Annotated in this window: 26 protein-coding genes, 1 tRNA gene and 4 pseudogenes; 12 read left to right on the top strand and 19 right to left on the bottom strand. The window is 65.5% G+C overall.

Annotated elements, in window-relative coordinates; genetic code table 11:
• Nucleotides 1–55: 55 nt before the first annotated feature.
• Complete coding sequence (locus tag ABIE57_RS16650; protein WP_354540149.1) at nucleotides 56–784, bottom strand: hypothetical protein; 729 nt, start codon at nucleotides 782–784, stop codon at nucleotides 56–58.
• 366 nt (nucleotides 785–1,150) lie between these two features.
• Nucleotides 1,151–1,531: pseudogene (locus ABIE57_RS16645) on the bottom strand (recombinase family protein); the annotation flags it as partial.
• Here ABIE57_RS16645 and ABIE57_RS16640 point away from each other — a divergent pair.
• The 3 genes and pseudogenes from ABIE57_RS16640 to ABIE57_RS16630 form a co-directional block, all read left to right on the top strand.
• Nucleotides 1,530–1,700 (top strand): annotated as a pseudogene (locus ABIE57_RS16640) (phage tail tube protein); the annotation flags it as partial. The pseudogenes ABIE57_RS16645 and ABIE57_RS16640 overlap by 2 nt on opposite strands.
• Nucleotides 1,700–2,137 carry a phage-derived protein YdaY family protein gene (locus tag ABIE57_RS16635; RefSeq protein ID WP_354540148.1) on the top strand — a complete coding sequence of 146 codons (438 nt, stop codon included), beginning with the start codon at nucleotides 1,700–1,702 and terminating at the stop codon, nucleotides 2,135–2,137. The pseudogene ABIE57_RS16640 and the gene ABIE57_RS16635, both read left to right, overlap by 1 nt.
• Nucleotides 2,138–2,235: 98 nt before the next feature.
• Nucleotides 2,236–2,379: a DUF7697 family protein gene (locus tag ABIE57_RS16630; protein ID WP_354540147.1), complete on the top strand. Its 144-nt coding sequence runs from the start codon at nucleotides 2,236–2,238 to the stop codon at nucleotides 2,377–2,379.
• Here the strand turns inward: ABIE57_RS16630 and ABIE57_RS16625 are convergent.
• Both ABIE57_RS16625 and ABIE57_RS16620 read right to left on the bottom strand, forming a co-directional pair.
• A complete protein-coding gene (locus tag ABIE57_RS16625; protein ID WP_354540146.1) occupies nucleotides 2,350–2,640 on the bottom strand; it encodes a HigA family addiction module antitoxin in 291 nt (96 codons plus the stop codon). The two genes, ABIE57_RS16630 and ABIE57_RS16625, sit on opposite strands and share 30 nt — an antisense overlap.
• A gap of 22 nt (nucleotides 2,641–2,662) precedes the next feature.
• Complete coding sequence (locus tag ABIE57_RS16620) at nucleotides 2,663–2,944, bottom strand: type II toxin-antitoxin system RelE/ParE family toxin (RefSeq protein WP_354540145.1); 282 nt, start codon at nucleotides 2,942–2,944, stop codon at nucleotides 2,663–2,665.
• Between the two features lie 384 nt (nucleotides 2,945–3,328).
• Between ABIE57_RS16620 and ABIE57_RS16610 the strand changes: the two are divergent.
• Nucleotides 3,329–4,141, top strand: a pseudogene (locus ABIE57_RS16610) (phage tail tape measure C-terminal domain-containing protein); the annotation flags it as partial.
• The gene (locus tag ABIE57_RS16605; RefSeq protein WP_354540142.1) at nucleotides 4,141–4,845 is read left to right on the top strand and encodes a phage distal tail protein, Rcc01695 family; all 705 of its coding nucleotides are present in this window, start codon (nucleotides 4,141–4,143) and stop codon (nucleotides 4,843–4,845) included. The pseudogene ABIE57_RS16610 and the gene ABIE57_RS16605, both read left to right, overlap by 1 nt.
• Nucleotides 4,846–4,889: 44 nt before the next feature.
• On the opposite strand, the gene ABIE57_RS16600 is transcribed toward ABIE57_RS16605, so the two are convergent.
• Nucleotides 4,890–5,261: an McrC family protein gene (locus ABIE57_RS16600; RefSeq protein WP_354540141.1), complete on the bottom strand. Its 372-nt coding sequence runs from the start codon at nucleotides 5,259–5,261 to the stop codon at nucleotides 4,890–4,892.
• A gap of 9 nt (nucleotides 5,262–5,270) precedes the next feature.
• Between ABIE57_RS16600 and ABIE57_RS16595 the strand changes: the two are divergent.
• The 3 genes and pseudogenes from ABIE57_RS16595 to ABIE57_RS20635 form a co-directional block, all read left to right on the top strand.
• Nucleotides 5,271–5,717, top strand: a pseudogene (locus tag ABIE57_RS16595) (protein NO VEIN domain-containing protein); the annotation flags it as partial.
• Nucleotides 5,710–5,883 (top strand): hypothetical protein, encoded by a 174-nt coding sequence (locus ABIE57_RS16590; protein WP_354540140.1) that lies wholly within the window; start codon nucleotides 5,710–5,712, stop codon nucleotides 5,881–5,883. The pseudogene ABIE57_RS16595 and the gene ABIE57_RS16590, both read left to right, overlap by 8 nt.
• 21 nt (nucleotides 5,884–5,904) lie before the next feature.
• The gene (locus tag ABIE57_RS20635) at nucleotides 5,905–6,099 is read left to right on the top strand and encodes a hypothetical protein (RefSeq protein ID WP_502950139.1); all 195 of its coding nucleotides are present in this window, start codon (nucleotides 5,905–5,907) and stop codon (nucleotides 6,097–6,099) included.
• Nucleotides 6,100–6,371: 272 nt separating this feature from the next.
• Here ABIE57_RS20635 and ABIE57_RS16580 read toward each other — a convergent pair.
• From ABIE57_RS16580 to ABIE57_RS16515, 14 genes are all read right to left on the bottom strand, one after another.
• Nucleotides 6,372–6,448, bottom strand: a tRNA-Arg gene (locus ABIE57_RS16580).
• Between the two features lie 65 nt (nucleotides 6,449–6,513).
• A complete protein-coding gene (locus ABIE57_RS16575) occupies nucleotides 6,514–7,734 on the bottom strand; it encodes a cysteine desulfurase (RefSeq protein ID WP_354540138.1) in 1,221 nt (406 codons plus the stop codon).
• Nucleotides 7,735–7,736: 2 nt separating this feature from the next.
• Nucleotides 7,737–8,333 carry a Yip1 family protein gene (locus ABIE57_RS16570; RefSeq protein WP_354540137.1) on the bottom strand — a complete coding sequence of 199 codons (597 nt, stop codon included), beginning with the start codon at nucleotides 8,331–8,333 and terminating at the stop codon, nucleotides 7,737–7,739.
• A complete protein-coding gene (locus ABIE57_RS16565; protein WP_354540136.1) occupies nucleotides 8,330–8,815 on the bottom strand; it encodes a YIP1 family protein in 486 nt (161 codons plus the stop codon). The genes ABIE57_RS16570 and ABIE57_RS16565 overlap by 4 nt, the downstream gene beginning before the upstream one ends.
• Complete coding sequence (locus tag ABIE57_RS16560) at nucleotides 8,815–10,092, bottom strand: SufB/SufD family protein (RefSeq protein ID WP_354540153.1); 1,278 nt, start codon at nucleotides 10,090–10,092, stop codon at nucleotides 8,815–8,817. The genes ABIE57_RS16565 and ABIE57_RS16560 overlap by 1 nt, the downstream gene beginning before the upstream one ends.
• The gene (gene sufC, locus ABIE57_RS16555; RefSeq protein ID WP_354540135.1) at nucleotides 10,092–10,847 is read right to left on the bottom strand and encodes a Fe-S cluster assembly ATPase SufC; all 756 of its coding nucleotides are present in this window, start codon (nucleotides 10,845–10,847) and stop codon (nucleotides 10,092–10,094) included. The genes ABIE57_RS16560 and sufC overlap by 1 nt, the downstream gene beginning before the upstream one ends.
• A 31-nt stretch (nucleotides 10,848–10,878) precedes the next feature.
• On the bottom strand, nucleotides 10,879–11,481 hold the full coding sequence (locus tag ABIE57_RS16550; protein ID WP_354540134.1) for a hypothetical protein: 603 nt from the start codon (nucleotides 11,479–11,481) through the stop codon (nucleotides 10,879–10,881).
• 16 nt (nucleotides 11,482–11,497) lie between these two features.
• Nucleotides 11,498–13,021 carry a Fe-S cluster assembly protein SufB gene (gene sufB / locus ABIE57_RS16545; RefSeq protein ID WP_354540133.1) on the bottom strand — a complete coding sequence of 508 codons (1,524 nt, stop codon included), beginning with the start codon at nucleotides 13,019–13,021 and terminating at the stop codon, nucleotides 11,498–11,500.
• A 16-nt stretch (nucleotides 13,022–13,037) separates the two neighbouring features.
• Complete coding sequence (locus ABIE57_RS16540) at nucleotides 13,038–14,081, bottom strand: cysteine desulfurase family protein (protein WP_354540132.1); 1,044 nt, start codon at nucleotides 14,079–14,081, stop codon at nucleotides 13,038–13,040.
• 52 nt (nucleotides 14,082–14,133) lie between these two features.
• Nucleotides 14,134–15,528, bottom strand: a complete 1,395-nt coding sequence (gene lpdA / locus ABIE57_RS16535; RefSeq protein WP_354540131.1) for a dihydrolipoyl dehydrogenase — start codon at nucleotides 15,526–15,528, stop codon at nucleotides 14,134–14,136.
• 112 nt (nucleotides 15,529–15,640) lie between these two features.
• Complete coding sequence (locus ABIE57_RS16530) at nucleotides 15,641–16,219, bottom strand: DUF924 family protein (protein WP_354540130.1); 579 nt, start codon at nucleotides 16,217–16,219, stop codon at nucleotides 15,641–15,643.
• 86 nt (nucleotides 16,220–16,305) lie between these two features.
• Nucleotides 16,306–17,577, bottom strand: coding sequence for an MFS transporter (locus tag ABIE57_RS16525; RefSeq protein WP_354540129.1), 1,272 nt, complete (start codon nucleotides 17,575–17,577; stop codon nucleotides 16,306–16,308).
• Between the two features lie 65 nt (nucleotides 17,578–17,642).
• Nucleotides 17,643–18,722: a tRNA preQ1(34) S-adenosylmethionine ribosyltransferase-isomerase QueA gene (gene queA, locus ABIE57_RS16520; protein ID WP_354540128.1), complete on the bottom strand. Its 1,080-nt coding sequence runs from the start codon at nucleotides 18,720–18,722 to the stop codon at nucleotides 17,643–17,645.
• Complete coding sequence (locus ABIE57_RS16515) at nucleotides 18,719–22,090, bottom strand: YhdP family protein (protein WP_354540127.1); 3,372 nt, start codon at nucleotides 22,088–22,090, stop codon at nucleotides 18,719–18,721. The genes queA and ABIE57_RS16515 overlap by 4 nt, the downstream gene beginning before the upstream one ends.
• A gap of 115 nt (nucleotides 22,091–22,205) precedes the next feature.
• Between ABIE57_RS16515 and ABIE57_RS16510 the strand changes: the two genes are divergently transcribed.
• The 4 genes from ABIE57_RS16510 (at nucleotide 22,206) to ABIE57_RS16495 (ending at nucleotide 25,506) form a co-directional block, all read left to right on the top strand.
• Nucleotides 22,206–22,667 (top strand): peroxiredoxin, encoded by a 462-nt coding sequence (locus ABIE57_RS16510; protein WP_354540126.1) that lies wholly within the window; start codon nucleotides 22,206–22,208, stop codon nucleotides 22,665–22,667.
• Nucleotides 22,668–22,669: 2 nt separating this feature from the next.
• Complete coding sequence (locus ABIE57_RS16505) at nucleotides 22,670–23,479, top strand: ferritin-like domain-containing protein (protein WP_354540152.1); 810 nt, start codon at nucleotides 22,670–22,672, stop codon at nucleotides 23,477–23,479.
• 178 nt (nucleotides 23,480–23,657) lie between these two features.
• Entirely contained in the window at nucleotides 23,658–24,974 is a 1,317-nt protein-coding gene (locus ABIE57_RS16500) for a DUF5930 domain-containing protein (protein ID WP_354540125.1), read from the top strand.
• Nucleotides 24,964–25,506 carry a bactofilin family protein gene (locus ABIE57_RS16495; RefSeq protein ID WP_354540124.1) on the top strand — a complete coding sequence of 181 codons (543 nt, stop codon included), beginning with the start codon at nucleotides 24,964–24,966 and terminating at the stop codon, nucleotides 25,504–25,506. The genes ABIE57_RS16500 and ABIE57_RS16495 overlap by 11 nt, the downstream gene beginning before the upstream one ends.
• Nucleotides 25,507–25,553 lie beyond the last annotated feature (47 nt).

The following is a 25,553-nucleotide window of genomic DNA, read 5'->3' as shown; positions in this document are numbered from 1 at the left end:
GGTGGGCGGATCCCCCGGAATCGGTGGGCGGATAAAATCGGAACGCGTGGGCGCATCAAATCGGAATCGGTGGGCGCATCACCCCGGAATACGCAGTGTTGCGGGCCTGCTGCGTCACCCATGCCGAATCCGGGGCATAGGACGGAGCGCTGCAATAGACGCGGCGGCTGCCAAGATGGATGAACATAAGCACATAGGCCGTCCTTGGCCCGCTGAGCGTAAAGACGGTCTTGGTGAAGAAATCGCAGGCGATCATGGTGTCCATGTGCGCCCGGATGAACGTGGTCCACGGCAGAGCGGGCTTCTTCCTGCGTCGCTCAGGGCTCGGGTGGATGCCCGCCTCGTTCAGGATGCGTTTGACGGAATTCGCACCGGCATGGAGCCCCAGCTTCTTCAACTCGCCTGCGATACGCTTGTAGCCCCAAAGGAGGTTTTCCGATCCGATGCGGATGATGACATCGCGCAGTTCCTGCGTCAGGCGCGGTCGTCCCACGGCCTTGAAAGGGGTCCCGACACGCATCTGAGCGAGCCAGCGCTTGTAGGTTGCAGGCTTGGCCACCTCCATGATCCCGTCGATATCGTGCCCGCACTCAGCCCCAATGCGAATGAGTTCGGCTTTTTCGGCGGGCGACAGGATAATCCTTTGCGTCGGGATGCGGGCCCGCAAGATCATAATCTGGGCCTTCAGCAGCCTCAGCTGCGCGTTGTGCCGCGGCATGAAGAACTGGTTCAGGAAGACCAGAAGCAGGGATAAGGTCGATTTCATCTTGCCGGGCTCCACCACGGCCTTTTAAAAAGTGCCGCCATGTCAACGTGATGGGCCTTGCTTACATTTTGGCACCCCTCTCAGGGAAGGTCAAAAACGCCGAAGCCGGCAGATGACTGTCATCAAACCTGGGCTGGGGGTGTTTCAAGGCCTCTGTCTTGTCGATGCATTCAATCGTAACGCCGCGGGCGTTTTTCGCTGCCAGTCGCGATTGAACCAAGTGACGACCTAAACCATCAGTCTCATCAATTAAAACAATGGTTTAGAGGGTGGAGAACGTTGGATTCGAGGCCCATCCCCTCCGGGGCTTCGGCAACACCGCCGCGAACACGTTTGAGGGTGCCTACGAGGCGATCAAGGCGATCTGGGGTCTGCTGCCCGCCGGCGGTTGTTTAGCATCCGGTAGAGGTACTTCTTGTCGATCCGGTTGCCGCGCGGCGTCCGGGTGCCGCGTTTCGTGATCTCTCTCGCCAGTTCCGTGCAGGACCCGATCTCGAGAAAGCGGTCGAAGACCCAGCGAACGTGCTCAGCGTGCTCTTCGTCGACCACCAGCTTCCGGTTCTCGACGCGGTAACCGTATGGTGGCACCCCGCCCATCCACATACCCTTCTTCCGGCTGGCAGCGACCTTGTCGCGGATGCGCTCGGCCGTCACCTCCCGCTCGAACTGGGCGAAGGACAGCAGGATGTTCAGCGTCAGCCGCCCCATGGACGTCGTCGTGTTGAAGGACTGGGTCACTGAGACGAAGGTCACGCCGTTCCGGTCGGGCGAGAGCTTCACCTTCACCGTGCACGCCGTCTACCTGCCGCGCCCGCGCATCGACATTTCCGGGCCGCAGGGCGTGCAGGCGACCTTCGATTGGCAGGCCGCGCGCGACAGTGTGGTCGGCCGGATGTGCACCGCCACCCTCGTGAACGACGTGGAGACCTATTGATGCTGACGCTTGATCTGACGAACGCGCCGCGCTGGCATGACCTGGCACCCGGCGTCCGGGTGCAGTTGCGACCGCTGACCACCGCGCTGATGGTGGCGACCCGCAGCGATTCCGCCGTCGAAGCGGTGCCCGAGGAGGCTTCCGACGAAGAGCGGGCTGTCGCCTTCGCCAAGGCGCTGGCGCGGCGGGCGGTGCTCGCGTGGGAAGGCATCGGCGACGCCGACGGCAATTCCATCGAGCCCAGCCCCGAGGCCATCGACGCGCTGCTCGACGTCTGGCCGATCTTCGAAGCCTTCCAGCTGACCTATGTCTCGAAAGGCCTGCTACTGGAACAGGAAAAAAACGCCTCCGCGCTCTCGCCGAATGGTCCTTCGGCGGGGGCGAGCGCTACTGCGACGCCTGCCAAGCGACGTGCGAAGACTGCCCGGCGCGGCTGAACCGGCCGCTGACCCACGAAGGCTGGCAGGTCTGGGACCTCGTAGGTCGCCTCGGCGGTCAGCTTCGCGTACTCCCCGGCGCGGTGATCGGCTGGGACATGTCGGCGGCGCTGGCGCTCGGTAACGCCCTCGGCGTCCCACCCCTCGCCATGGCCGAACTGCTGCCGGTGATCGAGGCGGTGATGGTGGCCAAGCTCAACGAACAGATGGCGTCAGGCGGTCTCGAGCGGCGTGATGCCTGAGACGTCGACCGTGTCGCGCGCTCGCGCGAGATCCCAGGCGCGTTGCAGGTTCATCCAGTATTCCGGGGTGGTGCGGAAGAACTTCGCCAGCCGCATCGCAGTGTCCACGGTGAGAGCGGTTTCAGCCTTCACCAACCGTTCGATCCGCGTGCGGGGCACATGCAGACGCCGAGCGAGCGCGATCGGACTCATGTCGAGCGGCCCGAGATAGAGTTCCTCCAGAACCTCGCCGGGGTGAGAGGGATTCTTCATCAGTGTCATGTCGCGCCCTTTCAATGCCCGTTCAATGATAGTCGACGATCTCGACGTCGGCCGGTCCCTGATCGGTCCACACGAAGCAGATGCGCCACTGGCCGCCCACGCGCACCGAATGCTGTCCCGCCCGGTCGCCTTTCAGTTCCTCGAGGTGATTGCCCGGCGGGAACCGGAGATCCTCGAGAACCACGGCGGCATCGAGCGCCGACAACATCGCCCGCGCTCGCTTGACCAGGTCGGCCGGGAAACCCTTGCCGAACCGATCTGCCACCGCGTTCGCCGCGCGCTTGCCTTTCGTGCTGACGATCATGAGGGTATGTATCACGACATGATACATATTTCAAGGGGCGCGTGGAGCCGTTCTGCGGGCTGACGTCTTCTTCACAAGGAATATCGGGAATGGCGGAAAAACGGGTCAGCGTCCGCCTCGCGGCCGTGGGTGGACGGCAGGTGCGCGCGGAGCTGGAAGGTGTCGGCGAGGCTGGCGCGCGCGGGTTTGGGCGGCTCAGCCGGGAGATGGAGGCGGCGAATGCCCGGCTTGCCGCCTTCTCGCGCCGGGTGAAGATCGCGGCCGTTGCCGCCGTGGCCGCCGCTGCCGCCGCTGGCGTGGCGATGATCCGCTCCGGGCTGCAGACGGTCGATGCGCAGGCGAAGCTCGCGCAGTCCCTCGGCACCACCGTCGCCTCGATCCAGACGCTGGGCCGCGCGCGATCTGGCCGAGAGTGCGCGTGCCCCGCTGGAAAGCTGGCAGGCGCTTCGCGATGCCGTGCGCGGGAGCGATCAGGATGGCGCGGACGCGCTGACCGGGGCCACTAGCGCGGCCGAGCGGCTGGAGACGGCGCTTGGCGATGCCGGACGCGCTGCCACGGGTGCAGGTGCGACGGCCGGGGCTGCTGCTGCGGCAGCGGAGCCCGACACCGAGGCCGCCGTCACCGGCTGGCAGGCGGTCACGGCGGCGCTGTCGGATTACGCGAGCAAGGCGCGCGAGATCGGTGGCGACATCGGCCAGAGCCTCGTCGGCGCCTTCCAGTCGGCCGAGAACGCGGTGGGCCAGTTCGTGAAGACCGGGAAGCTGAACTTCCACGATCTCGTCACCTCTCTGCTCGCCGATCTGGCCCAGCTCGCGGCGCGGCGGTTCATCCTCGGGCCGATCGCCAATGCGCTCTCCGGCGTGTTCTCCGGGGCGGGCGGCATTTTCGCGAACGTCCTGCATGCGGGCGGGATGGTCGGCTCTGCCGGGCCCTCGCGCATGGTCCCGGCCATGGCCTTCGCCGCTGCCCCGCGAATGCATGGCGGCGGGATGGCTGGGCTTCGTCACGACGAGGTGCCCGCGATCCTGCAGCGTGGAGAGCAGCTGCTGTCGCGACGCGAAGCGCAGAGCTACGGCGCAGGCGGCGGCGTCAATGTCACGATCATGGCCCGCGACGCCGAGAGTTTCCGGCAGTCCCGCACGCAGGTCGCGGCGGATATCGCCCGCGCCGTGTCGCTCGGGCGGAGGGGCATGTGATGGCGTTTCACGAGGTCCGGTTTCCCGACAATATCAGCCGCGGCGCGCGCGGCGGACCCGAGCGGCGCACGCAGATCGTCGAACTCGCCTCGGGCGACGAGAAGAGGAACGCCAGCTGGGCGAACAGCCGCCGCCGCTACGACGTCGCCTACGGCATCCGCCGCGCCGACGATCTCGCCGCCGTCGTCGCCTTCTTCGAGGCGCGCAACGGGCGCCTGCATGGATTTCGGTTCAAGGACTGGGGCGACCACAAGTCCTGCCTTCCCTCGGGCACACCCTCGCCGACCGACCAGACGATCGGCACCGGCGACGGCACGACGACCGCCTTCCAGCTGGTCAAGCGCTATACCTCAGGGGCGCAATCCTGGACGCGCGCCATCGCCAAGCCGGTGGCGGGCACCGTGCGCATCGCCATCAGCGGGGTCGAGCAGCCCTCCGGCTGGTCGGTCGACACCGCCACTGGCGTCGTCACCTTCGGTACGGCCCGCATGCGAGGGCGGCTCGTGCTGAACGGCACGACGGAAATCCGCGGCTCCGTCGGCGAAATCTCCGCCACCCATGTCTCGCTCGCCACCGCGATCTGGCTGCAGACGATGGTCCCTCTGACTGCCGGCGATACCGTCGAGCTCCAGGGGTATTTCCGGGTCGCGGACGGCTACTTCGCCGCCGATCACACCTCGTTCTGGGGCTGCAAGGTCGGCTGAAGGAGGCACGCTGAAACTCGTTCTCTGCAGCAAGCTGCACGCCGCTAGGGGGCTGGAGGTTCATCAGGGGGTGTCTCGCCCTGAAACTGATGAGTGAGTTTGAGAAGTTGCCGACGAAAGGCCGTGCCGTCGGCTGCGAGATCGACTGTGGCGAAACGAATCAGATGTCCATGCACAGAAATGGCTTGGTCCATCGCTTCTCCGATCGTTGGGTGCAGAAGCACGCCCTCGGCGCGGTCCGCCAGCGCGTCGCCCCGACCTGTCTGGGAGCGCAGATAGGCGTAGACTTGGTAAAGATATCCGCTGCGCAGCGTCGCCTCGCGCCGCCAGCCAGCTGTGACAATCTCGGTGAACTTGGTGTCGATCACGATGCGGCGCGCCGACACCACATTTTCGAGCACAATATCGGTCTGCATTACTTCGCGATGCTGGCTGACGACATCTCCGGGCGCCGCCACAGCAAGGCCGAACACCGCCGCGCGCTCCTGCCGCTGCTGAACGACCGGTCCGAGGGCTCCGTCGAGTTCAAGCACCAGAACATCAGCGCGGTGCTGAAGGGGCTCGGCGAGGACTGGATCCCCGGTTACAAGCCCGCGTTCAACTTCCAGATGACCTTGGTGGATGCCGTGGCGCGGTGGCTGGCGCTGAACCCGGCCTGGCTCGGGCGCCAACCGGGGCTGCAAACCGCCACTGGCCTGCGCGAGGCGACGCAGATCTGGATCAGGCCGCCGCCGACGCTGTCGAACCAGCCGCCCCCGCATGAGCTGGAGCCGATGCTCCACATCGCCCACAAGTTCGACGTGGCAGGCCGGGACGAGCGCAACCGGGCGCTCGGCCGCGCGGGCGAGGAGCGCGTGCTGGCGCATGAACGACCATGATGGCCGAATGCTGCAAGCTATCGCCGGGGTTCTTGTAGCGGATTTGCCCAATAAACGGGATTATCTCGCTGAGCGGAATGTCGTCGCTGAAGGCCGGGATGGTCTGCTGCTGGTTCCAGCCTTCCTGCTTGTATTCCCAGAAGTCGAACGCGCCGAGTAACTGGTTCACCGCTTCACGGTTATGTCGGGAAGCCTCACCGCACGCCCTGGTATGGCGGACATGCACACGTTCCTGCGCCGCCAGCGGAAAGACCCGCACGTTGTCATTATCGATGATATTTCGCGCCGTGCACGCGGTCTTGAAGCGCATCTCAAGCTTCGCGCCGATATTAACGGCGCGGGCGGAGTACTGGAATGCCTTCGAGCGCAAGATTAAAAAGCTCGAAGAGGACCGAATCCTGATCGAAGAGCAGATCGCTTCGGCTGGAAAGCCCAAGCATACCTTTGAGGAGTCGCTCGAACTCGCCATGAATTTCTAGGCAAGTCCTTGGTAAATTTGGAAAAATTCAAGTTTGGCTGGGCAACAAATGGTGCTCAGACTGGCTTTTGTCGAGCCTATCGGCTACTGCCGGAATCAGGGTGTTCGAACCCAAAAAGTTTCTTTCCCCTTCAAGGTGTTAGGGGGTATTTCATCGGCTAATTGCGAAATGGCGCACCCAGTAGGATTCGAACCTACGACCTTCGCCTTCGGAGGGCGACACTCTATCCAGCTGAGCTATGGGTGCCCGTTGAATTTCAACGTCTCACGCGGGCGGTATAGCCGCGCGCGCGCGGTGCCGCAATCGCTAATTCAGGCCAGGAGGTCATGCGCCAGTTCCAGCGCCTCGACGAGCTTGTCGACTTCGGCCCGCGTGTTGTACATCGCAAACGACGCGCGGCAGGTGGCCGACACGCCCATGTGATCCATCAGCGGGCCCGCGCAGTGCTGACCCGCGCGCACCGCGACGCCCTTCTTGTCGAGGATGGTCGAGATGTCATGCGCGTGCGCCGCGCCCTCCATGGTAAAGGAAAAGATCGCGGCCTTGCTCTCGGTCGTGCCCTGAAGGCCAAGCCAGTTCAGCCCCGAGAGCCGCGTGCGCGCATAACGCGCAAGATCGCCCTCGTGGGCCGCGATGGCCTCCATCCCCACGCCCATCATGTATTCGAGCGCGACGCCAAGCCCGATCGTCTGCACGATCCCCGGCGTGCCGGCCTCGAATTTCATCGGCGGGTCGTTATAGGTCACGGCCTCCTTGGTCACCTCGCGGATCATGTCGCCGCCGCCCATGAAGGGGCGCATCTCGGCCATGCGCTCATGCCGCACGAAGATCGCGCCAGAGCCTGACGGACCATAGAGCTTGTGACCGGTGATGGCGTAGAAATCACAGCCCATCCCGTCGAGGTTGAGCGGCATGTGAACGGCCGCCTGAGAGCCGTCGACCAGCACCGGCACGCCGCGCGCGCGCGCGGCATCGCAGATGGATTTCACATCAACTATTGTCCCCAAGACATTGGAAAGATGTGTAATTGCAACAAGTTTCGTCTTCGGCCCGATGGCCTCGATCACCTTTTGAGGATCGAGATGGCCGGTCGCATCCACATCCACCCATTTCAGCACCACGCCCTGCCGCTCGCGCAGGAAATGCCACGGCACGATATTGGCGTGATGCTCCATGACCGACAGAACGATCTCGTCCCCCGGCCCCATCCGGGGCATGGCCCAGCCATAGGCCACCATGTTGATGCCCTCGGTGGTGCCGGAATTGAGCACGATCTGCCGCTCGTCCGCGACGCCGAGAAAGCGCGCGATGATGCCGCGCACGGCCTCGTATTTCTCGGTGGCTACATTGGAAAGGTAGTGCAAGCCCCTGTGAACATTCGCGTATTCATGGGAATAGGCCTGCGTCACTGCGTCAATCACCGCGCGCGGCTTTTGCGCCGAGGCCCCGTTGTCGAGATAGACCAACGGCTTGCCGTTCACCTCACGCGCGAGAATCGGAAAATCGGCCCGGATCGTCTCGACATCATACATGCTCACATTCCTCCGATCATGGTCACGCCCAGCAGGCTGAAAAGCACGCTGAGCGCCACCGCCAGCGCCACGATGGATGCCACCACCGCACCCGCCGCGCGAAAGAGGCTCCCGAACCCGTGCGCCACATCCACAAAGGCCAGAAGGATCACGATCCCCCAGACCGCCGCCACCAGCACCACCAGCGCGCCGAAAACCGGCACAACCAGTGCCAGCACCACGACGCCAAGTTGCACCAGAAGCCGCAGCACCTGCATCCAGGTGAGCAGGATCAGCACGTCGCCGACGCCACCCTGCCCGCCCATGAAGCGCCCCACATGGGTCAGCGCCAGCACGGTGAAGGCAAGCGCGCCAAAGAGCATGAGGGCAAAGATCACCGGCATGTGAAAGGCCGGCCCCACCATGCCCATGGCCATCGGGTCAGAGGGCGGGCTCATGTGGATCGAGAGCGTATAGACCAGCGTGTTGAGCACCGCCATGAGCGCCAGCCCCAGCCACCCGGCCTCGGGGCGCACACGCAGCGTCAGGAGGTGTGCGGCGGCCGCGCGCGGCTGAAACAGGGTCTGCCGCACCAATGCCCAGAAATCCGCGCCGTTCATCGCCTGCTCCATCCTGCCTCACGCAGACCCGATAGCCAGAACCACAGGAAAACGCCACACCAGATCGCGCCGACGATCGTCATCCCCGTGCCGGGACCGATGAACCCCGCCACCAGCCCGTGCAGCAACAGAACCGGTGCCGCGGCGAGAAAGGCCCAGAAAAGGGCGATCCGCGCACCATAACCCGTCACCCGCCCGCCGATCAGCCGCGCGATCAACTGGCTGATGAAGGCCAGCAGATAGAACAACAGCGGCGCGATCACGATCCAGCCCAGAAGCGCGCCCGCAAGGCGCGGGTTGAGCGCCTCGTGGGCCAGATGCGCCTCTCGTGCCAGTCGCGGCCATTGCGCCACGAACACCAGCGCACAGCCCCCCATCAGCAGCGCCAGTGCGCGATCCTCGCGCGGCCCCATGGCCAGAAGCCGCGCCACCACCCGGCGCGGCCCCCGATAGGTGGCCGCAATATCCTGTGCGACGGGCATCAGCCGTGCCGCCGCTCCAGCCAGGCCTCGAAATGGCCGATGATCTCGTCGCGCAGCCCTTCGTCGGCGATCTCGGCCACCGCCTCGGCCAGGAAGGACAGCACCATCAGGTCGGTGGCGATGGGTTTCGGGATGCCGCGCGCGCGCAGGTAGTAAAGCGCGTCCTCGTCAATCGCGCCAGAAGTGGACCCGTGCGAACAGGCCACGTCATCGGCGTAGATCTCAAGCTCGGGCTTGGCGAGAAACTGGCTGTCGTCATCGAGCAGCAGCGCCTGGCTGATCTGGTAGCCATCGGTTTTCTGCGCGCCGGGTTTCACGAGAATCTTGCCCTGAAACACGCCCGTCGCCCCGTTTTGCAGCACCTTCTTGAAGACCTGCCGGCTCTCGCCGCGCAGCGCGTCATGGGTGATGAACACCGTGTCATCATGGTGAAAATCACCGCCCCCCATCGCAGCACCCGCGACATGGGCGCTGGCATCATCGCCCGCGATCTCGATCACGCATTCATTGCGCGTGAGCACGCCATTCGCTGTCAGGCTGAAGGTCTTGAACACCGCCTCTTGTGCCAGACGGGCAAAGATATGGGTGATCGCGCGGCGCTCATGGTCGGGCCCCTGGATGCGCAGGTGGTGGAAGGCGGCGCGTTCGGCCACGTCCACTTCCATCACCTTGTTGAACCGCGCGGCGGCCGGACCGGTTTCGAGAAGGGTCAGTTCGGCCCCCGCATCAAGCCGTATGCAATGGTGCAAGATCGCGTCGGAAACCTCTGATTTATGGACATAAACCAGATGGATCGGCTTGCGGGCCCGCCCCGTGACATGGATCAGGACACCGTCGCGCGCCTGCGCCGTGTTCAATGCGGCCAGCGGGCGCGGCACCGGGTTTTGCCCGCGCGCCTCGAGCGTGCCGTAAAGATCGCGCGCCCAGTGGATATCCTGCGCCTCGACCTCCGCCAGCCGCTCGATCCGCACGCCCTCAAGCGCCAGATCGTCGCTTGCCTGCGGGTCAAACACGCCATCCACGAACACGATACGCAGCCGGTCACGCGTGCCGAACACCTCGGGCACCTCGCCCTGAAACAGCGCGGCGCGCGGGGCCTCGGGCACGGTCAGGCTGTCGGGACGGGTGAATTTCCAGTATTCGTCGCGCCGCTGCGGCAGACCCATCCCGGTCAGCCGCGCCTGTGCCGCCTTGCGGGCCGCCGTGATCCAGACACCGCCCTCGGGAAGTGGTCGGGTATCCATGGCCGGGGCTTCCTTCGCCTGCGGGCTCGCCATCATGCCACCTCCGTCAGGATGTCGGCATAACCGTTTTTCTCCACCTCGAGCGCAAGCTCGGCCCCGCCCGACTTGATGATCCGGCCATCGGCCATGATATGCACCACATCGGGCACAATATGGTCCAGAAGCCTTTGATAATGCGTGATAACCAGAAATCCGCGCCCTGCGTCGCGCAGGGCGTTCACACCATCGGCCACCAGCTTCATCGCGTCCACGTCAAGACCTGAATCGGTCTCGTCGAGGATACACATGCGCGGCTCCAGCATGGCCATTTGCAGGATCTCGTTGCGCTTCTTCTCGCCGCCCGAAAAGCCCACATTGACCGGGCGCTTGAGCATGTCGGCGTCGATCTTGAGCGCCTTGGCCTTCTCGCGCACGAGCTTGAGGAAATCGGCGGCGCTGATTTCGCCCTCGCCGCGCGCCTTGCGCTGTGCGTTCACGGCGGTGCGCAGAAAGGTCATGTTGCCCACACCGGGGATTTCGACAGGGTATTGAAACGCAAGGAAAAGTCCGGCAGCAGCGCGCTCTTCGGGTTCCATCTCCAGCAGGTTCGCACCGTCGAGCGTGGCGCTGCCTTGCGTGACGGTATAGCCGCCCCGCCCCGAGAGGACATAAGACAGCGTCGATTTCCCCGAGCCGTTCGGCCCCATGATCGCATGGACCTTGCCCGCCTCGACACTGAGGTTGACGCCTTTGAGGATCGCCTTGTCCTCTTCTTCAAGATCGACGTGCAGGTTATTGATTTCCAGCATTTTTATTTCCTCTCAGGTGTTTCTTGCAGCGTCAGGGCCGCAGCATCATCTCGATTGCGGTGGCAAGGTCGCGCGGCGCCAGGGTGAGCGGTGCAAGCTCGAATTCGGCCATGCGTCCGATCATCCGACGCGGCGCGCCGATGAATTCCTCGATCCGGTGGTAATGGCGGCGCGGCGCGTAATCGTCAAAGAGAAGCCGCAGGGGCCCCTTGGCATGAAGCGCCGCCGCCAGCGCGCAGCCGGTGCGAAACCGCCCGTCCACCAGCACCAGATCGGGGGTTACATCCGTGCGCTCCCAAATCCCCAGCGGATAACGCGCATAGCGCAGATAGCCGCTCTTGTCGGCGGGGTGGCCCCAGTCCTCGGTCGGGCCGATATCGGCCCAGATCACCTCGACCGTCGTCCCGGGGGCGGGCGGGTTGGCCTTGAGCCAGCCGCGCATCATCGCCGCCCAGGCCTCGTCGCTCTCGACCGACCAGACGCGTTTTCCCGGCATTTCCGACGCCATCACCGTCGAGCCGCCCGAGCCGTATTCGAGGATCGCCGAAGCATCCTCATAGGCCGCGCGCAGATGGGCGGCCTCGGCCTCGGGCAGGGTCAGCTCGGGGCGGGTGATGGTGGGCGTGTCGGTCATCGTGACGCGGGGGCGCTCAGCCCACCGACCCCTCAAGCGAAATGGCCACCAGTTGCTGCGCCTCCATTGCAAATTCCATCGGCAGCGCCTGAAGCACCTCGCGGCAGAAGCCGTTGACGACAAGCGCCACCGCCTCCTCCTCGTCCATGCCGCGCGCGCGGCAATAGAAGAGCTGATCGTCATCCACCTTCGATGTCGTCGCCTCGTGCTCGACCCGGCTGGAGTTGTTCTTGACCTCGATATAGGGCACCGTATGCGCGCCGCACTTGTCGCCGATGAGCAGGCTGTCGCATTGGGTATAGTTGCGGCTGTTCTTCGCCTTGGGGTGCATCGACACAAGCCCGCGATAGGTGTTCTGGGCATGGCCCGCGCTGATCCCCTTGGAGACAATGCGCGAACGGGTGTTCTTGCCCAGATGCACCATCTTGGTGCCGGTATCGGCCTGCTGATAGTTGTTGGTGATGGCGATGGAGTAGAATTCGCCTTGGGACTCGTCCCCGCGCAGGATGCAGGACGGGTATTTCCACGTCACCGCACTGCCGGTCTCGACCTGCGTCCACATCACCTTGGAGCGGTCGCCCCGGCAATCGGCGCGCTTGGTGACGAAATTGTAGATCCCGCCCTTGCCGGTCTCGTCGCCGGGATACCAGTTCTGGACGGTGGAATACTTGATCTCGGCATCTTCCAGCGCAACGAGTTCCACCACCGCGGCGTGAAGCTGGCTGGTATCGCGCTGCGGCGCGGTGCAGCCTTCAAGGTAGCTCACATAGGCGCCCTTGTCGGCGATGATGAGCGTGCGCTCGAACTGGCCGGTGTTTTCGGCATTGATGCGGAAATAGGTGGAAAGCTCCATCGGGCAGCGCACACCGGGCGGCACGTAGACGAAGGAGCCATCCGAGAACACCGCCGAATTGAGCGTGGCATAGTAATTGTCCGAGACCGGCACAACCGAGCCGAGATATTTCCGAACCAGTTCGGGATGCTCGCGGATCGCCTCGGAGATCGAGCAGAAGATGACGCCGGCCTGTTTCAACTCGGCCTGAAAGGTGGTGCCGACGCTCACGCTGTCGAAAACCGCATCCACGGCCACCTTGCGGCCCTCGGCGGGCGCGTCCTCGGCCCCCTCGACGCCCGCAAGGATCATCTGTTCCTTGAGCGGGATGCCCAGCTTGGCATAGGTGGCCAGCAGCTTGGGGTCGACCTCGTCAAGCGATTTCGGCTTGGTTTCCATGGACTTGGGACGGGCATAGTAATACTGGTTCTGAAAGTCGATCTTGGGGTAATCGACCATCGCCCAGTCGGGTTCCGTCATCTTCAGCCAGCGGCGATAGGCCCCGAGACGCCATTCTGTCATCCACTCGGGTTCCTCGTTCTTCGACGAGATCAGGCGCACGATATCCTCGTCAAGGCCCAAGGGCGCGAAATCCATCTCGATCTCGGTTTCCCAGCCGTGCTTGTAGGCGCTGCCCACTTGCCGGACCGCATCGACCGTTTCCTGATCGACGCCTTCCTTGATCTGCACTTCGTCCACAACCGCCATCGCGTCACTCCAATTCTCAGGCCAGTCTGGCCCTGTGTCGCTGCCAGCGTTTTGCCCAGGCCTCGGCAAAGCGCATGACATCCTCCTCCGTCACCTCCGGCCCGAGCGAGACGCGCAGCGCCGACGATGCGGCGGGCACGTCATAGCCCATGGCCAGCAAGACCCGGCTGGCCTGCACCTTGCCGCTGGAACAGGCCGACCCTGCCGAAACGGCAAAGCCTGCAAGATCGAGCGCCATGACCTGCGTCTCCCCTTTCCATCCCGGTGTCAGGAAGCAGCTTGTATTCGGCAGCCGGGGCGAGTCTTTCCCGACAAAAATAGTCTCATTAGAAATCTCTGCAATAGCGGATTCTAGAATGTTTCTAATTTTTTCCACGCGCGCCCAGACACCGGCGGCCAGATCGCGGGCCGCCGCCTCGGCCGCAGCCCCGAAACCGGCGATACCGATGATGTTCTCGGTGCCCGCGCGGCGGCCCATCTCCTGCCCGCCGCCCCTGATCCGCGCCGCCAGATCGGTGCCGCGCCGCACCACCAGCGCGCCGATGCCCTTTGGCCCGCCCAGCTTGTGCGCCGAGACAAGCGCCATCTGCGCGCCCGACCAGTTGAAGGCGACCGGCAGCTTGCCAAAGGCCTGCGTCATGTCGCTGACGGCAAGGCCCTCGGGCAGGGTCTGGAGGATGCCGGTTTCGGAATTGGCCAGTTGCAGTGTGCTGCGCGCGGGGTCTTTTACGGCAACCTGCCCGTTTGCGCCGACCTCCAGATCCTCGGTGATCCAGGCGCGCACCGCGTCATGCTCGATCCCCGCCCCGACCAGGCCGCGCCCCTCGAGCGCAAGCGCCGCCGCCTCGGTCGCGCCGGAGGTGAATATCACATCCGCCCCCTCGGCCCCGAAGGCCGCCGCGACCTGCGCGCGCGCCCGCTCGACAAGACCCCTGGCCGCGCGCCCCTCGGCATGGACCGAGGACGGGTTGCCGATGACATCCATCGCCGCCACCATCGCCGCGCGCGCCTCGGGGCGCAACGGCGCCGTGGCGTTGCAGTCCAGATATATGCGTTTCATTCCGTCCCTCTCGTGGCTTTCGCCTTGGGGACGGGGCCATGCGCCGTCCCAGTCAGATATGGATCACGCGCCCGTAAGCGTCCAGAACGCTTTCGTGCATCATCTCGCTGAGGGTGGGATGCGGGAAGACCGTATTCATCAGGTCCTCCTCGGTCGTCTCAAGCTGACGGCCCACCACATAGCCCTGAATAAGTTCGGTAACTTCCGCGCCGATCATGTGCGCGCCCAGAAGCTCGCCGGTTTTCGCATCGAACACGGTCTTGATCATACCTTCCGGCTCGCCAAGTGCAATCGCCTTGCCGTTGCCGATGAAGGGGAAACGGCCGACCTTGATGTCATGGCCTTTTTCCTTGGCCTTGGCCTCGGTCAGGCCGACGCTGGCCACCTGCGGGTGGCAATAGGTGCAGCCTGCGATGCTCTCGGGCTTGACGGGATGCGGATGGCCGCCCGCGATCAGTTCGGCCACCATCACGCCTTCATGGCTGGCCTTGTGCGCAAGCCAGGGCGCGCCCGCGATATCGCCGATGGCATAGAGCCCCTCCACCCCGGTGCGGCAATATTCATCCGTGACAACATGGGTGCGGTCAACCTTGACGCCCAACTCTTCCAGCCCCAGACCCTCGGTATTGCCGACGATGCCGACGGCGGAAATCACCGTGTCGAACGCATGTTTTTCGACCTTGCCGCCCATCTCGATATGCGCGGTGACGGTGCCCTTGCCCCGATCAAGCTGCTTGACCATGGCTTTCTCCATGATCTTCATCCCCTGCTTGGTAAAGGACTTCTTGGCAAAGGCCGAGATTTCGGCGTCCTCCACCGGCAGGATACGCTCCATCACCTCGACCACGGTCGTATCGGCACCCAGGGTGTTGTAGAAGCTGGCAAATTCTATACCGATGGCACCCGAACCGATGACAAGAAGCCTTTTCGGCATCCGCGGCGGCACCAGCGCGTGCTTGTAGGTCCACACGAGATCGCCGTCCGCCTCCAGCCCCGGCAATTCGCGGGCGCGTGCGCCGGTGGCCAGCACGATATGCTTGGCCGCCAGTTCCTCGGTGCCCTTGTCGGTCTTGACGCTGACACGGCCCTTGGCGGGAAGGCTTGCCGCGCCCATCACCACCGTGACCTTGTTCTTCTTCATGAGGTGTGCGACGCCGCCGCTCAATTGCTTGGCCACGTTGCGCGAGCGTTTCACCACCGCGTCGAGATCATAGCCGATCCCTGTCGCGCTCAGCCCGAACTCCTTGGCCCGGTGCATGAGGTGAAAGACCTCGGAGGACCGCAGCATCGCCTTGGTGGGGATGCAGCCCCAGTTGAGGCAGATGCCGCCCATATGCTCGCGCTCGACGATGGCCACCTTGAGGCCAAGCTGCGCGCCCCGGATGGCGGCCACATAGCCCCCCGGTCCCGCCCCGATTACGATCATGTCAAAGCTTTGCGGTGCCATGCGGTCCTCCATCCCCGAAAACTAGTTCAGCGTTAAACTATTTTCCGAAAGATCACAACGCCGCATTGCAGCACAGGCCGGAAAACCTGCCATGCACGGGATGCAGGGCCGCTCAGGCGGCCTTTTGCACCTGCCGGACAAGCGCGCCATAACCGCCCTCGTCCTCGAACGTGCGTTCCGGCGCGGTCGAGGCGCGGCCAAGCGCCGCGTTGCGATAGGGGAAGCGGCCAAAGCGGCGGATCACCTCGCGATGCGCGCGGGCATGAAGCAGGTTGCCCGGCCCGTGCTCGGGCATCCGTTCGCAAATGAGGCGAATGCAGCGTTCCTGATCGCAGAGATTTTCCGAATGCATCAGGGGCAGGTAGAAGAATTGCCGCGCGGGCTCGTCTATGCGCATGTCCCAGCCCCGGTTGATCGCCACCTTGGCGGCCGCGAGCGCGGCGCGGTCGGTCTCGAAGGCGCGCGCCTCGTCGCGGAACATGTTGCGCGGAAACTGATCAGTCAGGATGACATAGGCCAGCGTCCCGGTGGGATAGGTCAGCCACATCGCATAGGTGCCGGTGCGCGCGTTCTCCCAGGCACCGAGAAAACGCGCCCGGATCTCCGCATCGAGCGTGTCATCCTTCTCATACCAGCCCTTCGGGCCAACCTCATCAAGCCAGAAGCGCAACACATCATCAGGCGACACCATGGGATTTTCCTCACTTTCCCTGTCACAATAAATTCATGCTACACCTTAACTTAAGCATTTCTTAGTAAAATGTTACTTCAAAAGGGTCATGTTTCGTCGCTTTTGGCGGATTCTTCGGCGTCCTGCGCGGCCTCGATGGCGATTTCCTGCGCAAATTCCACCGCCATCGGCGAGGAGGAGGGCGAGACCGGCATGTAGCTGTCGGTCTGCGACGGCGTCGGCGCAGCACGCTGCGTCATGCGGTAGAGCGCATAGACCACGAGCGCGGCCATCAGCACGGCGATGTAGAGGAAATAGCCCTTGGGGCCCATGACCCCCATCATCCAGCCCACCATCAACGGCCCGGCAATCGCCCCCAGCCCGTTGATGAAGACCATTCCGCCTGCCGCTGCGGCCATGTCGTCATGCTCCAGAAAGTCGTTGGTATAGGCGATGAGCAGCGAATAGAGCGGGTTGGACGAGCCGCCCACCAGAAAGGCCGCCGCCAGCAGCAGGCGGTAATCCCCCGCCGAGGCCATGCCCAGCACCGCGCCAAGCGCCGTGACCAGCGACACGCCCGCGATGAGCTTGCGCCGGTCCATCCGGTCCGACAGCCACCCCAGCGGATATTGCGCCAGCACCGCGCCGATATAGAAGGACGCCACAAAGGCCGAAATCTGACCCACGCTCAGCCCCGCTTCGGCCCCGTAGACGGCGGCCATGCCGAATTGCGCGGCAAAGACGCCCCCGGTGAGAAGCATTCCCACGCAGCCCAGCGGCGAGATTTCCAAAATCCGCCGCAGCGACAACGGCTTGGTCGAATCAAAGGCGGGTGTCGGGCTGACCGACAAAAGGATAGGCGCGAACGCGAGCGACACCAGCACCGAGGGGATCACGAAGAGCACATAGCCCGACGGGTCCGCCAGCACCATCAGGCCCTGCGCCGAGACGATCCCCACCATCTGCACGATCATGTAGAGCGAGAGCGCCTTGCCGCGCGTGGCATTGGTCGCGGAATTGTTGAGCCAGCTTTCGGCGGTCACATAGACCCCCGAGAAACAGAACCCGATCAGCACCCGGCCCAGGGCCCAGGCCCAGGGCTCGGTGATCGTGGGATAGAGGATCAGCACCGCCGATATCATCGAGCCGAGCGCGGCAAAGACCCGCACATGGCCAACGCGGCGGATCATCTCGGGCGCCATGCGCGAGCCGAACAGGAACCCAAGGAAATAGGCCGACATGACCACCGACATCTCGTAGGTGGAAAAGCCCTCAAGCGCGCCGCGCACCCCCAGCAGCGTGCCCTGCATGCCGTTGCCGACCTGCAAGAGCATCATCCCGAGAAGCAGCGCCCACGCACCTGAAAGGACCTTCAGCATCGTTTCCCCTTTCCATCCGCCCCACCCTGTCGCCGGAGCGCGCGCGCCGCACCGCCAATTGCGACTCAATCCGTCGCGGTCGCGCCCGCCCTGTCAGGCTTTGGCCCCGGGATCAACAGCGACGCGTCGCCATAAGAGAAGAAACGGTATCCTACGGTTATGGCATGGGCATAGAGCGCGCGGATGCGCGCGGCCCCCATCAGCGCCGAAACAAGCATCATGAGCGTCGATTTCGGCAGGTGGAAATTTGTCATCAGCGCATCGGTGACGCGAAACTCGAAGCCGGGATAGATGAAGATGTCGGTCTCGCCCTGCCACGCCGCGATCTCTCCGGTGGCGCGCGCCGCCGTCTCGATCAGACGCAGCGCGGTGGTCCCCACCGGGATCACGCGCCCGCCCGCGGCCCTGGTCGCGGCAATCTCGGCGGCGGCCCTTTCGCTCACCTCGCCCCATTCGGCATGCATCCTGTGGGTGGTGATGTCCTCGACCTTGACCGGCAGGAAGGTGCCCGCGCCGACATGCAGCGTGACATGGCTGAACACGACACCGCGCGCCGCCAGATCGGCCAGAACCACTTCGTCGAAATGCAAGGATGCGGTGGGGGCGGCCACGGCACCGGGGCGGCGTGCCCAGACGGTCTGATAATCCTCGCGGTCCTGCGCATCGGCGGGACGGCGCGCGGCGATATAGGGCGGCAGCGGCATCGCACCGGCGGCGTTGAGCGCGGTGTCGAAATCCTCACCCGCAAGGTTGAAGCGCAGCCGCGCCTGCCCCTCCCCGCGCGCCTCGAGCGTGGCCGAGAGCGTGTCGGAGAAAACCACGACCTCGCCCTCGCGCAGTTTTCTCAGCGGCTTGACCAGCGCCGACCATGTCCCGTCGGCCTGCGGCTCCAGCAGCGTCACCTCGATGCGCGCGCCCGCGCCCCCCGCCCGCGCCCGGGTGCCCGACAGGCGGGCGGGGATCACCTTGGTGTCGTTCAGCACCAGCCGGTCACCGGCGCGCAACCAGTGCCCCAGATCGGCCACGGTGCTGTCAGTGATCGCGCCCCCCTCGGCCACCAGCAGCCGCGCGGCGCGGCGCGGGCGGGCGGGCCGCGTGGCAATCAGCGCCTCGGGCAGGTCGAAATCGAAATCAGCCAGCTTCATCTGTCGTTTCTCTCAAAGTCATCAGGGGCGCGCGGCGCGACGCTCTGTCCCGAAACCGCGGGCGGCGCGCCCTCCACCTGCGGCGCGGGCCGCCGGAACATCTCGCGCAGAAAGCCGGGGGCCAGCGCCGAGAGGGGATTGACCGCCACCACCGGATTGTCAACCGACCCGCGCAGCGTGAAGTTGAACCCGATGAGCCCCTCGCCCGCGCGCGGCGTCAGCGCACCGCCAAGGGCGTTGAGTACGTAGACCGGCGAAAGCACGCCCTGCATGTCCATGCGCTTGCGCGTCAGATCGAAAAACCCGTCCATGGAAATGCCCACAGAGGCCCCGACAGCACTGCCCTCAAGCAGCGTCAGGCGGTCGGGCGTCAGGCGAAACCGGCCCGCCACCTCGGCGAAATGCAGACCCTGCCCGTTGAGCTGTTCCAGGAGGCCCACCACACTCACGGCGTTGAGCAAGGTCGAGAGCGCGGGCGCGCGCTTGACGCGGATCTGCTTGATGGAGAGCACGCCGTCATAGCTGCCCTCGCCCTCGGCGGGCCGGAGCGACATGTCGAGCGTGCCGTCGCGCGCGTCCTGCAACATGTCCGCCGCCGCCAGCAGCGCGCCAGCGTTCTGCGCACGGATGCGGAATGCACTGCGCCCGGCCATCGGCACGATATCGCCGGTTATGTCGGCCTTGCCGTTCACCTGCGCGGTAAAGCGGCCCTGCGCCCCGCCGCGCGTCTCGAGATCGGCGCGAAACCCGGTCAGCGCGATGCCGTCGGTGATGCGCAATTCGTCAAGGCGCAGGCTGACCGGTCCGCCCTCGCCGGCGCCGGCGCCCAAAGAGCCGCGCCGCAGATCGACGCGCCCGCCCGTCACCTCCACGCGCGGTGTCACGTTTGCGCCGCGCCCGATCAGCGCCGCCTGCACATCGAGCCAGTCGCCCAGTTCAAGCCGGGTGAAGCGCGCCGCCCCGAGCGTGCCCTCCGGCGTCAAGCGCACCTCTCCGCGCGCGCGCAGGCCGCCCGCGTCAATGGCCAGCGTGTCGATCTGCGGCGGCGTGCCAAGCGTCGCCGCCACATCCAGCCGCCCGGTGGCCTCCGGCGACAGCGCCCAGCCAAGCTCGGGGATGCGCAGCCCCAGCCCCGCCAGATCGGAGTTGAGCGCCATCTGCCCCACGCCCTCCTTGGGCAACGCAATCTCGACCGTCGCCTGCCCGCGCCCCGACACCGCACCGGGCGGCAGGCCGATCCCGAACTCGTCGATGAACGCCTGCGACAGCTCCACCCTACCGCGCACCCGGCTTTCACCGCCCGTGCCGGGACCGAGCGGCATGGTCCAGGCCCCCGAAAACGGCACTTGCCCTAACCGTGCATCGCCGCTGATCTCGATTTCGGTGTTATCCGCGGTGATGCCAAGCGTATCGGCGGTCAGAACGCGGCCCTTAACAAGCGTGTCGCTGCGCAGCGCGCTGAGCGTGCCTTGCGCGTCAAAGGCCACCTCCTCGGGCTTCAGCCCCTTCTTGAGGATCAGGTCAAGCCGCCCGGTGATCTCCGCTTGCCCCTCGGCCAGCGCCACGTCGCGCCCGGCCTTCTCCATGAACCGGAAGGGCGGCGCATCAAGCAGCGACAGGGCGGCGGTGATCGGGCCGCTGACCCGCAGATGGGCCTCGGCGGGGGTCTCCTTGATCCGCAGGTCAGGGATGATGAAGGAGGTGCCGGAAATATCGAGCCGCCCGCCCTCTGCCGGGGTGACATGCCCGCGCTCGGCAAAGATGCCGAGCCGGTTGTCACGGATCGAGCCATGGCCCGCCGCGCCCTCGATGGGCGGCACGTCACGCACGTAGACCGCCGAGAAATCCGCGAAGTCGAAGCCCAGAAACGCATCGGGCGGCGCGTCGGGTGTCACGCTCAGGGCCAGTTGAATGTCACTCAGCCGCGCCGACAGAACGTTCTCGGCCAGCCAGGCGCGCGCCTTGTCCTTGACCGTCAGCGGCCAGAGCGCAAGCAACCGCTCGGGCGTGATCGCGTCCATCCGCCCCTCGATGACCGCCGACCAGCCAGTGACCTCGGCCCGCGCCCGTCCGCTCAGGCGCAGCACCTGCCCCTGATCGCGCAGCCGGAAGTCGCCCAGATCGAGCGCGAAGGGCGCGAATTCCAGCCGGATATCCGCCCCCGCCCCCTCGAAGACCACCGGCGCGGGGTATAGCCCCGCCGGATTGGCCGCGATCTCTCCCAGCCGGATCTGCGCCTCAAGCCCGCTTGGCCAGCCTGCCTCCATGCCGATGAGCCGCGCGCGCCCCTCGGCGCGGGCACTGCCCCAATCGCTCTCGACCGAAAGCTCGTTGAACGTGATCTCCTGCGCGTCCGGGTCATAGGTCAGGTAGCTGCGCGCCGACCGGAACGGGATCGGCGAAGTCGCCGGGTTGGGGCGCAAGGCCCCCTTGCCGATCTGAAGCGTGGCACTCAGCGGCCCAAGCTGCCCGCGCTCATCGACCCCGGCGCGCAAAGCGCCGGAAATCGGTGCCTCCAGCGCGCCCAGCCACGCGAGCGCCGGAGATTGTCCGGCGATCTCGCGCGCAGGCCAATCCTCGAAGCGGATGCCGATATCCGCCGCCGCGTCACCGACCCGGCCCTGATAGCTCAGCTCCAGCGAACTCGCATAGCCGCGCGCACCCAGCACGGTGACATTGCCACGTAGCGCGATCGCATCGCCATTGCGGGTGAGCGATGCCCGTCCGCCATCGGCAGACCACGCCACGCCCGTGCGCGCATCCTCGTAACGCAGGCTGATGTTCTCGGCGCTGACCTCGCGCAACGCGGCAAGCGCGGGCTGTGCCAGCATCGCGCCGATCTGTTCGGTCAGCGGCCGGTCGCTCGCGGGATGACGCCCCGTGCCATTGCCGCCCTCGAAAGCGACCGACAATTCGCCTGTCTCGCGCCGCCAGAGCGCCAGCCGCCCACCGTCGAGCCTGACCCGGGACAGCTTCACCTCGCCACCGAGAAGCGCCGCGCGCGACAGCGTGACCTCGAGCGCGGCCAAGTCAATCAGCGGCGCGCCGCCCGCATCGCGAAGGCTCACGCCGCGCAAGCTGACGCGCGGCGCCATCCCCTCGCCGAGGCCCAATCCCAGCGTCTGAAACGTCAGCCGGTGCTCGGGCAGCGCCGCGCTGATCTCCTGCGCCGCGCGGTCGCGCAGCCAGCCCGGCGCGCCCACCCCTGCCGCCAGCACCCCAAGCAGCGCCACGGCGATCACCAGAACGAATGTCGCGCAACCAAGGCATAACTGGCCCAGATGATGCAGCATCGCGCGCGCCCACGGGCGGCGCGCGCCCGGCGGGGGCGCGGGCGCTGCGGGGGCTGGCGTTTTGGTTTCGGTCATCTGTTCCGGTTTGGGGACTGTGGTTTGGCCCCGGCTCTGCCTCACGACTTTATTCTCGCCTTTTGCAGCCTAATATGGAACTCACAAATTCGCATCACAAGCCCGAGAGGTTGCCATGACCGACACGCTATCACCTGCCCCCGATGTGACCCTGCCGCGCGATGGCGGCGATGCGGTCCGCCTTGCCGCCTTGCGCGGCGCACCGGTGGTGCTGTTCTTCTACCCGCGCGATGACACCTCGGGATGCACCAAGGAGGCGGTGGCCTTTTCCGGCCTCAAGGCCGAGTTCGACGCCCTCGGCGCGCAGGTTTTCGGCATTTCCAAGGACAGCGTCGCCAGCCACGAGAAATTCCGCGACAAACATGGCCTGACCGTCCCGCTTCTGTCGGACGAGGACGGCGATACCTGCGAACAGTTCGGCGTGTGGAAGGAAAAAAGCATGTATGGCAAGACGTTCATGGGCATCGAACGCTCCACCTTCCTGATCGACGCCGAGGGGCGGATCGCGCGGGAATGGCGCAAGGTCAAGGTGCCGGGCCATGCCGAGGAGGTGCTCGAGGCGGTGCGCGCCCTGTGACCATGACGCTGGCGGAAATGGCCATCGCGGTGCTCAACACCGCCGACGGGCGCGAGAAAACTGCCCTGTCGCGGCGGCACGCGGCGGCGTGGCGGGCGGCGGGCACGGCCCTGCCTGTGGGCCGCGCCACACCGCCCGACCGCCCCGCGCGCCCGGGCAAACCGGATCTGCTCGATCCGCGCGACGTTCCCCGCCGCCGCCCCGGCAGCGCGCAGGGCCGCCTTGCCATGCTGCACGCGGTGGCGCATATCGAATTGAACGCGGTGGACCTGCACTGGGACATCATCGCGCGGTTTACCGACACCGCCATGCCCATGGGATTCTACGATGACTGGGTCAAGGCGGCGGACGAGGAATCAAAGCATTTCAACCTCCTGTGCGACTGCCTTGAGGAGATGAGCAGCCATTACGGGGCCCTGCCCGCCCATGCCGGCATGTGGCGCGCCGCCGAGGACACCGCCCATGACCTGATGGGCCGCCTTGCCGTGGTGCCCATGGTGCTCGAGGCGCGCGGGCTTGACGTGACGCCGGGCATGATCGCGCTTTTCGAGGGGGCGGGCCTGACCTCGGCGGTCGCGGCGCTGCGCGTGATCTATGCCGAGGAGGTGCACCACGTCGCCTATGGCTCCAAGTGGTTTCACTTTCTCTGTGGTCGTCACGATCTCGACCCGAAGGAGGCGTTTCACGATCTGGTGCGGCGCTATTTCCACGGCCAACTCAAGCCGCCCTTCAACGAGGAAAAGCGCGCCGAGGCCGGTTTGCCGCCCGATTTCTATTGGCCGCTGGCCGGGACGCGCACCGCCAAGGCCTGACCAATAGCGCGCGCCAATCGGCGAAAATCCGCCAAGCTGGCGGAATATCACCGATAAATAATCCTCCCGTGGTCAAAAACCTTGCCCACCCTGTCCTCGCTGTCTAATCACCTGTCCAAGACGCCCGGCACCGATTGAAGAGCGTCACCCGGAAAGGATAGGAAGGACGACCATCCGCGTGCGCACACGACTGGCCATAAGACTGCATGACATCCTCGAGCGCTATTTCCCCGAACGTCGGGTGTTCCTGCGTTCGGACAAGGATACGCGGTTCATCCGCCTGCGCCCCGTGACACAGTTGATCGCCACCACCGGGGCTGCGGCCATGGTCGCCTGGGCGATCATCGCCACCTCGGTTCTGGTGATGGATTCCATCGGGGCGGGCAATTTCCGCGAACAGGCCAAGCGCGACCTGCAAGGCTATGAAAACCGGCTCAATGCGCTTGCCTCCGAGCGTGACAAGCGCGCCCAGGAGGCGGTGGCGGCACAGGAACGCTTCGCCTCGGCGCTGGCGCAGATTTCCGCGATGCAATCCGAGCTTCTGCGCTCCGAGACCCGGCGGCGCGAGCTTGAGACCGGGATCGAGGTGATCCAGAGCACGCTGCGCCGCACGATGACGGAGCGCGAGTTTGCCGGCAAAGAGGCCGCGCGCCTTGCCGCCGCACTGGAGGGCGGCGGCGTCCTGCCCGAGGCGGGCGGCAACCGACCCGGCGATGCGACGGTGGATTTCCTCTCGGCGGCGCTGGAGGATGCGGCGCGCGAGCGTGACCAGACGCTTGCCGATGCCGAGGAAGCCCTGCGTCAGGCCGAGGACATGGCCTATGAGCTGCGCCTCGTGAACGAGCGTAACGCCGAGATTTTCGGCCAGCTCGAAGATGCCATGACAATTTCGGTCGAGCCGCTGGAACGGATGTTCCGCAATGCGGGCCTCGATCCCGACCGCCTCATCAACACGGTGCGGCGCGGCTATTCGGGGCGCGGCGGGCCGCTCATGCCGATATCGCTGTCGACGCGGGGCGAGGCGCCGTCGCTCGAGGCCGAGCGCGCCAACCGCATCCTGGGGCGGCTCGACGAGTTGCACCTCTACCGTCTGGCCGCCGACAAGGTGCCGCTCGCCCTGCCCGTGCGCGGCGGTTTCCGCTACACCTCCGGCTTCGGCAACCGCTGGGGTCGGCTTCATGCCGGGACCGATTTCGCGGCGTCCCACGGCACGCCGATCTATGCCACCGCCGATGGTGTCGTCGATCATGCAGGCTGGCAATCCGGTTACGGCCAACTCATCAAGATTGACCACGCCTTCGGAATCGAAACCCGCTATGCCCATCTTTCCAGAATCCGTGTGAGCCCCGGTCAAAGGGTCTCGCGCGGGGACCGGATTGGTGATATGGGCAACACAGGACGCTCTACCGGCACGCATCTTCACTATGAGGTGCGCGTGGACGGCAGGCCGATCAACCCCATGACCTATATCAAGGCTGCGAGAGATGTTTTCTAAGAGCAAGATCAACGAACCTGCGCAAAAACCCGCCGAGCCGAAGCCGGCCACGGAGAACCGTCTCGACGCGGCCCGCCCCGATGCGGGCAGCGATTACCGGCCTGCGGCCCCCAAGGCCAAGCCGCCCGCCTCGGTTCTGTCCTCGGATCTGCACATTCAGGGCAACCTGCGCACCACCGGCGATATTCAGGTCGAAGGCACGATCGAGGGCGATATCCGCGCCCATCTTCTGACCGTCGGCGAGGGCGCGACCGTCAAGGGCGAGGTGATCGCCGATGATGTGGTGATCAACGGCCGCGTCGTGGGGCGTGTGCGCGGCCTCAAGGTGCGGCTGACCTCCACCGCGCGGGTCGAGGGCGACATCATCCACAAGACCATCGCCATCGAATCGGGTGCGCATTTCGAGGGTTCCGTCCAACGGCAGGAGGACCCGCTCTCCAGCAACAAGGGCGGTCAGAAACCCGCCCCGCAGGCACCAGCACCCGCCGCACAGGCACCGAAACCGGCAGAGCCGAAGCCCGCCCAGGGCTGAACCCGGTCGCAAGATCATGACAAAAAGGCACCCTGCCCCGGCAGAGG

Source organism: Roseovarius sp. MBR-6, from assembly GCF_040547525.1.
Taxonomy (GTDB): Bacteria; Pseudomonadota; Alphaproteobacteria; order Rhodobacterales; family Rhodobacteraceae; genus Roseovarius.
Note: the sequence above shows the minus strand (reverse complement) of the source record. Positions and strands in the feature narration are given on the sequence as shown.